This is a genomic window from Mycobacterium sp. TH-M82, assembly GCF_057473605.1.
The window spans coordinates 1-10,165 of record NZ_JBYCKY010000559.1 but is presented as its reverse complement, the minus strand read 5'-3'; the positions used below and the strand labels follow the sequence as shown (position 1 = coordinate 10,165).

General features: G+C 63.0%; 11 protein-coding genes. 2 read left to right on the top strand and 9 right to left on the bottom strand.

Going from position 1 to position 10,165, the window contains the following annotated elements; translation table 11 throughout:
* Positions 1 to 201: 201 nt before the first annotated feature.
* From istB to AC2VON_RS16845, 4 genes are all read right to left on the bottom strand, one after another.
* The gene (gene istB / locus AC2VON_RS16860) at positions 202 to 981 is read right to left on the bottom strand and encodes an IS21-like element helper ATPase IstB (RefSeq protein ID WP_486953974.1); all 780 of its coding nucleotides are present in this window, start codon (positions 979 to 981) and stop codon (positions 202 to 204) included.
* Complete coding sequence (locus tag AC2VON_RS16855) at positions 978 to 1,262, bottom strand: hypothetical protein (RefSeq protein WP_486953973.1); 285 nt, start codon at positions 1,260 to 1,262, stop codon at positions 978 to 980. The genes istB and AC2VON_RS16855 overlap by 4 nt, the downstream gene beginning before the upstream one ends.
* Before the next feature lie 2 nt (positions 1,263 to 1,264).
* Complete coding sequence (istA, locus tag AC2VON_RS16850; protein WP_486953972.1) at positions 1,265 to 2,779, bottom strand: IS21 family transposase; 1,515 nt, start codon at positions 2,777 to 2,779, stop codon at positions 1,265 to 1,267.
* Positions 2,780 to 2,912: 133 nt separating this feature from the next.
* Positions 2,913 to 3,884 carry a hypothetical protein gene (locus AC2VON_RS16845; RefSeq protein WP_486953971.1) on the bottom strand — a complete coding sequence of 324 codons (972 nt, stop codon included), beginning with the start codon at positions 3,882 to 3,884 and terminating at the stop codon, positions 2,913 to 2,915.
* Positions 3,885 to 3,923: 39 nt separating this feature from the next.
* Here AC2VON_RS16845 and AC2VON_RS16840 point away from each other — a divergent pair, with 39 nt between their 5' ends.
* The gene (locus AC2VON_RS16840) at positions 3,924 to 4,199 is read left to right on the top strand and encodes a hypothetical protein (protein ID WP_486953970.1); all 276 of its coding nucleotides are present in this window, start codon (positions 3,924 to 3,926) and stop codon (positions 4,197 to 4,199) included.
* A 12-nt stretch (positions 4,200 to 4,211) separates the two neighbouring features.
* Here the strand turns inward: AC2VON_RS16840 and AC2VON_RS16835 are convergent, their stop codons facing one another.
* Positions 4,212 to 6,356, bottom strand: coding sequence for an Eco57I restriction-modification methylase domain-containing protein (locus AC2VON_RS16835; RefSeq protein ID WP_486953969.1), 2,145 nt, complete (start codon positions 6,354 to 6,356; stop codon positions 4,212 to 4,214).
* A gap of 40 nt (positions 6,357 to 6,396) precedes the next feature.
* On the bottom strand, positions 6,397 to 6,576 hold the full coding sequence (locus tag AC2VON_RS16830; protein WP_486953968.1) for a helix-turn-helix domain-containing protein: 180 nt from the start codon (positions 6,574 to 6,576) through the stop codon (positions 6,397 to 6,399).
* Positions 6,577 to 6,974: 398 nt separating this feature from the next.
* On the opposite strand from AC2VON_RS16830, the gene AC2VON_RS16825 reads away from it, so the two are divergent.
* Positions 6,975 to 7,832 (top strand): hypothetical protein, encoded by an 858-nt coding sequence (locus AC2VON_RS16825; RefSeq protein ID WP_486953967.1) that lies wholly within the window; start codon positions 6,975 to 6,977, stop codon positions 7,830 to 7,832.
* Between the two features lie 84 nt (positions 7,833 to 7,916).
* Here the strand turns inward: AC2VON_RS16825 and AC2VON_RS16820 are convergent, their stop codons facing one another.
* From AC2VON_RS16820 to AC2VON_RS16810, 3 genes are all read right to left on the bottom strand, one after another.
* On the bottom strand, positions 7,917 to 9,116 hold the full coding sequence (locus tag AC2VON_RS16820) for an AlbA family DNA-binding domain-containing protein (RefSeq protein ID WP_486953966.1): 1,200 nt from the start codon (positions 9,114 to 9,116) through the stop codon (positions 7,917 to 7,919).
* Positions 9,113 to 9,349: a hypothetical protein gene (locus tag AC2VON_RS16815; RefSeq protein ID WP_486953965.1), complete on the bottom strand. Its 237-nt coding sequence runs from the start codon at positions 9,347 to 9,349 to the stop codon at positions 9,113 to 9,115. The genes AC2VON_RS16820 and AC2VON_RS16815 overlap by 4 nt, the downstream gene beginning before the upstream one ends.
* A gap of 296 nt (positions 9,350 to 9,645) precedes the next feature.
* Positions 9,646 to 9,981, bottom strand: a complete 336-nt coding sequence (locus AC2VON_RS16810; RefSeq protein WP_486953964.1) for a VapC50 family PIN domain-containing toxin — start codon at positions 9,979 to 9,981, stop codon at positions 9,646 to 9,648.
* Positions 9,982 to 10,165: the final 184 nt, after the last annotated feature.

The following is a 10,165-nucleotide window of genomic DNA, read 5'->3' as shown; positions in this document are numbered from 1 at the left end:
CGTGCCAAGGGGCTACCTGCGGTCTCAGATATGAAGTTGTCTGTACTCATTTCGTGGGCTATATGCAGAACTTCCAGACCAGCGACAGAACGTACTTTGTCAAGGGACATGGGGAACTGCCCGGTGGCGGTCATGAGAACTGCCCGCTGGTGGCCATGAGATCTGCCCGGTCGTGGCCACCAGACGTGCCCAGGGATGGGGTCAGGTCAAGGCGTTGACCCCCTTGCCGGCCATGGCTTGGGTGAGCCGGATGCTGTCGCCGTTGGTCTGGCAGAGGTGGGCATGGTGTAGTAGCCGGTCGACGGTAGCGGTGGCCAGTGTCTTGGGCATCAGCTCGTCGAATCCTGCCGGGTGAAGATTGCTCGATAACGCGATCGAGCGTTTCTCGTAGGCGGCATCGACAAGGCGGTAGAGGCCTTCGGCGGCATCGACGCCGACGGGCAGCAGGCCGATGTCATCGACGGCGACGAGATCAGCGCGCAGGATGCGTGCGATCGCTTTGGTGACGCTGTCATCGGCGCGGTGCCGGCGCACCAAGGCGCCGAGTTGTTCAAGGCGAAACCACGCGACGTGGTGACCGGCTTCGACGGCTTGCTGGCCGAGGGCTTCGAGCAGGAACGTCTTGCCGGTGCCTGAGGGCCCGCAGACCACTAGGTTTTCTCGCCGGTGGATCCATTCCAGGGTGCGCAATGCGGCCTGGGTGGGTGCCGGTATCGATGACAAGGCCGGATCCCACGCCGCGAAGGTTTTGCCGGTGGGAAATCCTGCACGACTCCGCCGGGTCGCCAGCGCGGAGCGGTCCCGTCCGTTGACTTCTTCGACCAGAAGCGCTTTGAGGACCTCGGCGGGTTCCCAGCGTTGCGCTTTGGCGGTGGCCAGCAGCTCGGGTGCGGCGTTGCGGATGTAGGGCAGCCGCATCCGCTTGAGCAGCCGCATCAGCTCGTCATCGAGCGGTGGTGGCGCCGGTGTTGTTGTGCTCATGGCTGGCCTCGATCCCCGTCGAGCAGCGCGGCGATGCGCTCAGCGGTGCGGGTGGCCAACCACGCGGTTGTGTCGGTGCTGCGGTAGCCGCCGAAGAACCGGTCGACGTCGGCGCGGGTGTGCTGGTCGTCGTCGGCGAGCCAGCAGGCAAGCTCGGTGATCAACCATGCCCATTCGAACAGCTCTCCGGCGGCCACGCCGACCAGCTGGTCTGGATCGTCGGTGCCGCCGGTGTTGAGCAGGATCGATACGGTCTTTGAGGCGATGTCAAGGTAGGCCATCGTTAGTTGTCCTCCTGCTCACCGAGTGCGGCCCAGCCGGCGGTGCCTTGGGACAGGCTGTTGTGCTCGCCTGCGCGCGCCGGCTCAGATGGGCTGCGGTGGTCGGGGTCGCCGGCCTGATGGGCCACGATGGCGGCCAGATCACCGTGGCCGAATCGGCCCGCGGTGGCGGCGTGGCCCAGTGCGCGGTCCACGGCGGCCGGATCGTGTAGTGCGGCCAAGTCGACTGCCTCGGCCATTTTGGCCCGAATCCGCGAGCATCCCGCGGCCCCGGCCTCGGTTAGCCACAACGTCGCCCCGTCACCGAGAGCCAAAAACTGCGCTTCGGCAACATTTTTCGCACGTGGGGTTCGGCCCAGCGGCCCCTCGGGTCGTGGCGGGAAATGCGCGTCGTCGACCCGCGGGTTACCCGGTGTGGTGCGTTCGTGGCGGGCTACCTCGACTGGGCCGGCATCGCCAACATGCACGATCACCACCTGATCGGCATACGGCCGCACCCACACCGTCTGACCGCACAAGGTGTGCGGCACCGAATACGCCCCGTACTCAAAGGCGACCATGGCCGTGTTGGGCGGTACGGTGCGGGTCACCCCGAACGCCGCGGTGTAGGGATGGGCCGGTAGCCGGTGCAGCCGGGTGCGTTCCTCGGCCAGCATCTCCGCCGGCACCCGCCGGGTCACCCGGTGCACACGATTGTTGACCTGCTCGCAAAACACCGCGCACGCCGCTTCCAGCTCAGCGAAACTGTCATATTCGTCGAGCAGGTTGGCTTCACAGGGCACCAGGTCGGCCTTGGCGATCTTGACCGCGTTCTCGCTGCCGCCCTTGCTTGCCGGATCTGCTGGCACACACGTGGCGATCGCCAACCCGTAATGGCGGGCGAAATCCAGCATCTTGGCGTTGCGCACCGGTATCCCCGCCACATGCTCGCTGGTCACCGTCTTCTCGTTATCGGTCAACCCGTAGGTGGGCACCCCACCAAAAGTCCGCAGCGTCGTATCGATCGCAGCCATCACCGACGGTGCCGTCTTATCCAGCAGCGCCAGCACCACCCGGAACCGGCACCACGCCAGCCACGCGCAAAACAACTGCGTGGCGACACCACGCACCCGTGGGCCATCCCCGAAGTCGTACTGAAACCACATCCCCGGCTCAGGCACCCAGGGCCGATGCACCCGCCGGCGCCCGGCCCGATACGCCGCCTTGACCTCGGCAACCGCCCGCCGGGTCGTGCGCTCAGAACCCACATACCCCAACGCGACCAGCTTGTCGTGGGCGACATCAGCACGGACCTTGCCCCGGGAGTGCTCGACCCACTCCTCCAGCTTCGGCAGGTAGGGATCCACCAGCATCCCCCGCCGCTGCGCGCGACCGGGCGTCAACTCACCGCGCTCCCGCGCCGCCACATAATCAGCAACCGTGTGATGCGAACACCCCGCCAACTCGGCGGCATCACGCAACGAACCGGTCAAATCGAAGGCTTCCAGAATTTCCATGATCTCCTCGGCAGACTTCACTAATCCCCTCCTCGGGAGCTGAACAACGGTTGGCGCCATTCAGCGCACCCGAGGAGGGGCCCCGCACGCCGTAGGCACGCGGGACGAACAACAAATCAGTTGGGCAGATCTCGTGACCGTCAGCGGGCAATTTTCATGACCGCCACCGGGCACTTATATGGCCGTCACCGGGCAGTCTGCCGTGGCCGCCAACAGCCTTGGCGCCCAGGTAGGGGCGTAAGGCCTTCTTCTTGCTGTATGCATACGGTGCTCCGTAATCGGGCGACCAGAGAGTGAAGGAGGCGCCAGCGTCGATTGGGATGCGGCCCTTCGCCTCATCGACGTCGAACTCCATGACCTTCTTGTCGCCGGAGGCATCGAGTTCACGAATCGGACGGAACTCCCAGTGATCCCGGACCGCGTCGAAGCGAGGGCTCCGCTTCATTTGCCGAAATATCTGCGCGGAGACGGGGTCGGGGATGAGAGGGAAGGCGACGGTCTTCGACCACGACAGGAACTCATCGGACGAAACCTCGGCAAGGACTTCGGCACCTGCAAGGAACGTCTTCTCACTTGCAAAGGGGCCGGCCCACCGGACTACACGTTCTTTACTCTTCTCTGCGACGGTGAGGCTTATGGTGTAGCGCGGTTCCATGTCGAAGGCCCAGCGCCCTGTGTTTTCAATAAAGCACACGTCCGCGAAGGAGCCGCTTGCGAGGACCTCTCGTCGCCATTCAGTCAGTGCGGAGCCTGAAAGCGCACCGCGCGGTAGGACGATCGCGAAGCGCCCGCCTTCTCGCAAGAGTTGCCAGTTGCGCCACGCGAAGGCCTGGTAAAGGTCCGTGTCCCCGGACCCCAGTGCGAACGGCCCCCTTTTGATTACTTCATTGAGTGCTTGGACGGTCTCGCACTCGCTTTCAAATTCCGCCTCAAGGTCAGGTCGTGACTCGCGGAACTCCTTTAGCGCCGCGGTCTTCTGTTTCTGCGGCATGCTGCGCAGCCCGGGGAGGCGAATTCCCCACCACTGGTCTGTCTCGACCTTGATCTTCTCCCAGGGTGGGTTGCCCAGGATGACATCGAATCCTGCTGCGGTCCGCAGAAAGACCTCGGGGAACAAATACGGCATGTGTGCCGGCTGGAGTTGCTCTGCAGCCTCAACAACCTCGTGGCGCTCGAGGACGCGCTGAAGCGACTTGTCGTCGAGGATTACCCCCGGGTCGATCCATCCGATTCGAGCAGCTACCGCGGCATCGAATATTCGACGGGCGGTATCGGCCGCTTCGCGAGCCTGGACAAGGAGTCGCGCCCCTTCCTCGACTTCAGCTTTGTTGGCTTCACTGGCGTTGGCGACGTCGACGAGAAGGGTCTTGGCAGAGGCGAGTTGGTCGGTCAAAATCTCGTCGAAAAGGGAGATTTCGCCGGGATTGCGCCCGGGCTGTAACGCGTCGAGCGCCTATTCAATCGTCCCAATTCCGGTCAGGCTGTTCGCGTTGATAAGCCCATGGTCGAGGTTGCTCATTGGCAGGCCGGGAACGAACGTGTGAATCCATATCGCCAGGCGCGCAAGTTCAACGGCCATCGGATTGATGTCCAGTCCGTAGATGCATCGGCGTGCGACTTGCCGGCGCAGCAGGCCGACCTCGTCGACTTCGCTCTTCGCGACGTCGTCCGTTCCGAGTGCATCTCTAGCCACACCCGCCAGCCTGAGCAACTCCTCGATCACACCGGGGACGGAGTGATCGGTTAGAAACGTGCGCATGAGGGCTTCGATCTTGTCGACTGCGGCGACGAGGAAGTGACCCGAACCCATGGCCAAGTCGGCAACTCGGAAGTCAAAGAAATCGCGCGCTGCGGCGGCGGCATCGCCCTTCGTGAGGTGTTGGGCAATCCTCTCAAGGTGCTTCGTGAGGGCGGGAACAATCGAGCGCTCAACTAGGTGGTCTACGACGACCTTCGGTGTGAAGTAGGAGCCGGTCGCCTTTCGTTCGCCAGATGCCGTGTGGAAGTAGATCGCGCCGGCCGGCGCTACTACCTCATCACCTTTACCTGCCGGGACCCACGCTCCGGCAGTGTCGAGGGTCAGATCGGCCTCAGCAATGGAGAGCGAACTAGCGAGCAGCCCTTCATAGATTGTGCCGAACTCGCGAACACTCAACGATCGGAAGTCGACCGGACCCAGCACTCCGTCGTCGCTGACGTCAATGAGTAAGCTCTTCAGGGCCGGACCCAGGACGCTGTCGGGCAGCTCGATCTTCTTGAGTAGCGCACCCTCGGGTGATCGATCCGGGTCGGTGGAGAAAAGGCCGCCGTTGTAGGTGGGGATCTGCCACTGCGGGTTTCCTTGGTCGATTGCGTTCCAAACCTGGACGAGGTCGAACCACATCGTTGATGCGTCTCCGAACTCTTCGATATCGGAATCGAGCAATCGCCGCGCAATTGTCTTGAGGCTGTTCGCGTCAAAGCCCTCGTTCCGGCCCGACGGCAACAGTCCTCGATCCTCGGCATAGGCTTGGAAAAGCAAGCGGAACAGTATGCGGAGCGTTACGCGATATGCAGTCGAGAGACCCTCCGCGTCAAGCTCAAGTCCCGCGTCATTCGCGAGGTGCCAAGCAACCTCCTCGGCCAACGGTGGCACGATTTCGTCGTAGATTCGCTCACGAAGCCGACGGCCGAGTTCGGTTGCGTAGCGGCCGCTGTCGCGCAGCAGTTCCTCTGCTGTGCCGTCTCTCGTGAGTGCGGCCGCGGAGAAGATTAGCGGCAGCAGAGCAGCGAATTCCGCGTCGATGGTCGATAGGTCGACCTCGAAGAAGGTCTCCGCTTGACCCTTTGATCCGACCCCAACACCGTCGCGGCCCGCGTAAAGGCGAATTTGATCTTTCCGGAGTACAACGAGCCAGGGAAGTTCCTGACGTGAGGCTAGGGCGAGTCCAAACGCCACGGGCGAGAGCTGGAACCGCTGGGTCTTGGTGTCGAACTGCTCGGAGTCCTCCAGCAGGACCGCGACCGCGCGCGGCGGATGCTTGCCGACCGAGAGCAGGAGCGACCCATTGGGACCGGGCTGAGTGCTGAAACCTAGCGCTTCAATCAGTTTCGTCCGGCGCAGACCGAGCAAGGCTGAGGCCTGCTTGCCGAGTTCGCCCCAGTCGGTCCGTTTCGGGACATTGCTCATGATGTGATGGGTCGCGAAGAGTCCGCTGTTGGTAAATCCCGAGACTCCGGTGGTGCCGCTGGCCCTGCGGAAGCCAGCGAAGCGTTCGGTGGCAGCCAAGACGTCGGGTTCGGCTAGAACTGACTGAAGTTGACGTTCAGCTTGCTCGACAGGTAGCTCGATGGGTTGGGCCTGTGGGTCAGGGCCGCACAGTTGCACCTTTCCGCCATGCACGACCGCAACTACAAGCTGCGTCTGAGTCTTGCCTTTGCGGGCCGAGAACAGATCCCGTAACGCTTGCCGTGAGGAAGCCGCCGATGCGCTCGCAACCGCGACCTGGAAGCCGCCGAGACCGAACGGATCGGGGCCCAGATACACCTTCTCGGTTGTGATCCCGGTTGGCGCTGACGGGTCCTTCCAAGCGATGACCTTATCGCCAGTCAAATGCATGGCGCTTCTCCTTCGGATTGGCGTTGGAAGGTGTCCACCGTCATTTGCCCCCTGTCCCGTCGCTGCGAACCCAACTGTCGACCTCGCTGGCCTGAAATTTCCAGAGGCGGCCGATCTTGTGGGCAGGCATCGCCTTGTCGGCGATCCACGAGTAAACGGTGTCCTTGGTGACGCCCAAGTGGGCGGCGATTTCCTCCGCCGACAACCAAGGCTCAGGCATCGATGCGCCACCCTCCCCGTTCGGAACCCGGTTTGACCGGGTATGTCGGACAATAGTCGGGGATGAGACGGTTTGTCGCAGATCGGCGTCCGGCATGGCGGGCAGGCGTTCGGCTGGGACCGCAAGGGGCCCGGTTCGTCCGTGCTGGTGGCCGCTTCGCTGGCTCTTTGGGGGTCAGCTGCGTACCGGCCGGCGCGGCCCTACCAGCGCCGGACGGGTGCCCGAGAAGCCCGTCAGCCTGTCCTGAAACGCCATCCCTTCGTGGCGTACCTTCGGCGGATGTGGACAGCCCCGACCACGACGAAGCCGAAGACGACGCCGAGACGACCACCTACCAGTCCCCATTCGGTCGGATGATGGACAGCCGGAACGCTCACCTGGACGCGCTGCCAGGCAAGGTGTACCGCGACTGGTTCGAACAGCTGAACCGCGCATCCGGCGTCTTCGCTGGTAACAGCGTCGAGCTTGAGAAGCACTTCACCCAGTTCGTCGGAACGCAGATGTTCGTCAGTGAGCTGCCCGATGACTTCGGGACCGAAGCTGCCCGCCTGCTGCACAACTACCTGGCCGCACTAGCAACGCTCCGCGACGTTATGCGCGGCATCCACCGTCGAGTATGGCCCGAACGTCACGCACCAGGCACCGACGACAAGCGCACCAAGTGGGAGGTGGAGGTCTGGACACCGAAGGTCGACGAACTGCTGAGCGACGAGCCGACCACGTTCCTGGTTGACTTGCGAAACTACTCCCTGCACTACGCCATCCCCGTTACGTCTATGGCCACCAACTGGTCCAAAGCCGGCCCCGGTGGTCCGATGGCCCTGTGGAACACAATCACCCTTGACCGCGCCGAGTTGCTCAAGTGGGACGGCTGGCGATCGAAGGGGCGCAAGTACATCACATCGCATGACGGCGACAACGTCGACGTTATGACGCCCATCGCGACTTACTCGACCAGAGTGCGCGAATTCTTTGGATGGTTCTGGGAGCAAATGGAGGACTCGAACCGCATTAACATCCTCGAATACCGTTACAAGTCAATGGAGTTCGGCCTTTACCTTCAGCAGGACGCGATGCTGGCGCAGTTCGGGCCAGACGGCCGCAGCGTTCTGAGAACGCAACTCGCCAAGGCGCGGCTCGAGCGCGCCGAATTCGGAACTCGCGGCTGGCGACTCATCACCCTCGATGAGAACGGCGAATGGGTTGTCGGCGAGCGGGACCCAGATTGGCCCCCGTTGCCACCTGGACCGCAATGAGTGCGATCAACAACCGTCCCATTCTCGATTTGCGGACCGCTGGCCAGTAAGCCATGCGCTCGACCTGACGGGCCTAATCCGGCCTCAAGGCGTGTATAGCCAAGGGAATTGGCTTGCACTCGACAGGCTGCGGAGCAGCTGACCGACGAGGTCGCGCACGATGACGTGCGGCGACTGTTGAATCTCCGCCAGCGACGCAGTCTTCGCTCGCGAGTAGTCGCGGTCGGTGTAGATCGGCATCTGGTCGTCGTAGCCGGAAGTCGAGCTCAGTGCGAACGAGTTGGCGCCCTCGATGCCAGTGACGGCGACACCGAATCGCCATGAGCCGCTGAACCCATACAGCGCTACCTGGGCAGCCAGACGGACGACGAGGTCAGTGTGACCGAGGATCAGCGATTCCATGACACGCGGCCGCGGTTCTTCTAGCCATACGCCGCCGTACATTCTCACGGCCCCGCCGGACAGCAGCGTAATCGCCCCTGACTCGTGCAATTTGATCTCGGCTTGCCGCTCACCTCCCTCGAATCGGCTGTTGCCCTGCCAACTAGTACCGGCGATCCCACCAGGGCGCGGCCATACCCCGAACGGTTGTCGGAGACTTGGTTCGGCCACCTGGTGCACGCCTGCCGCGTTCAGCAAACTCAATAGGTCCGCGCGTGCTGAATCCGACACTGCCAACTGCATCAGCAGATCGTCTCTGGCGCCCAGCGGCCTCGCGAGGACAGCCATAACGGGGGAGAACCCGCTGCGCTGGTGGACCTCGTCGATCAGACCAAGCGCCTCAGCCGCAAGATCCGTGTTCTGCGCGATCAGACGCTCGTGCTTGCGGAGCACTTCGGCATTCGAAAGCGGGATATTGGTCTTGTCGCCGCGGGCGTAGTACTTGTTGTCCGCCATATGGGGCGGACGCGGAGACACAGGCACGTGGACCAGCAAGTAGCCCTCGTCCGGGTTCGCGTTGGATGGAATTTGCGTGGTCGTGACCGTGACCGCTTCGTCTACTCGCGTCCGCCCGACCTGCTCGATACGCTCCGCGAGATTGGCAAGCGTTACCGGCGTCAGACTCGGCGGTTTCGTGGTCTCATCGACGCCGATCACGATGGTCCCGCCGTCCTCGGAAAATGCGGCGATGTCCTTCGCGATCTCGCGGTTGCCCGAATCACCTCCCTTGAGCTCGCGCTTTAAGTCGAGGTGGTGATTCTCTCCCAGCGTGCCGTTGGCTGCGGCTTGGGCTAACGCGTCTTCTGTGAGGGGAGGCCAGGCCGCTGGAGTCGGGGTGCTCATCGAGCGCCATGATTCCATCCCCTGACGTGGTCGTGCACACGAATGAGGGTCCAGCCACGGCCGGCCCAACAATCGACGATGAAGATCGCCATCTCTGCCGCGGCGCGAATCTCCTCGTCGTCGACCGCGGTGTACCGCTCGGTGGTCGCGATCGACGAGTGCCCACGCAGCACTTGCACGGCGCTACCCACCGGGTCCTCGCCGGTGATCCGTACCGCTATTCGTACCGCCATTTGGTCGATTTCACCGTGGTTTTCCGCACCTGTCCGTTGCTGTCCGCAACCGGCTTAATCTGTTGTGGCACAGCGATAAAACGGATACAGGCGGACGCGCGCGCATACCGCCGTTAAGCCTGGGGGTCAAGTGGTCGCAGGTTCAAATCCTGTCAGCCCGACTCAAGAAAATGAGCTCTGATCTGCTGTGATGTTCTGGGTGGCAGATCAGACGACCCAGAGCGCGGTCCCATTTTGGGACCACAAGTGCTTCGACAGCAGCTCGCCGGCGCCCGCAGCCGAGATGTTGCACCCGATTAGCTAAGTGCAAGGAGCAATGCCGCGCCGAATCCCGGGCACTGCCGGTCCCGCAACAACGTCGCGATTTCGGTCGCGCTCCGCGGTGGCCCATTTCGTCCAGTCCTCATGGCGACTGCACGCACCGCCGCCAGGACGGCGCTGGGGTGCAGGTCGAGCGAATCGAGCAGAAATGTATCTGCGGTTTGCGAAAACATCGACACTGGCAGCTCCTCGGGCGGGAAATCCTTCTGATTTCCGGTCACGATTACGTCTGCACGTCCCGATAGCGCAGCCGCCACGACGTGGCGATCCGTCGCGTCGGGCAGGCTGATCACTTCGACGACGGCTGCCACTCCACAACGGTCGGTAGACCGACTGTTCGGCGACCTCAAGAAGGACATCTCGCGACAGGCTTGGAACGAGGACGCACGTGTCGAGGAACGCCGAAAACATTCTTAGCCGGTCTTGCCCCGCGCGGCCCGCAACGCAGCCGACACCGCTGCGGGATCGGCGTCGTACAGGTCAAGGCGTTCAGCA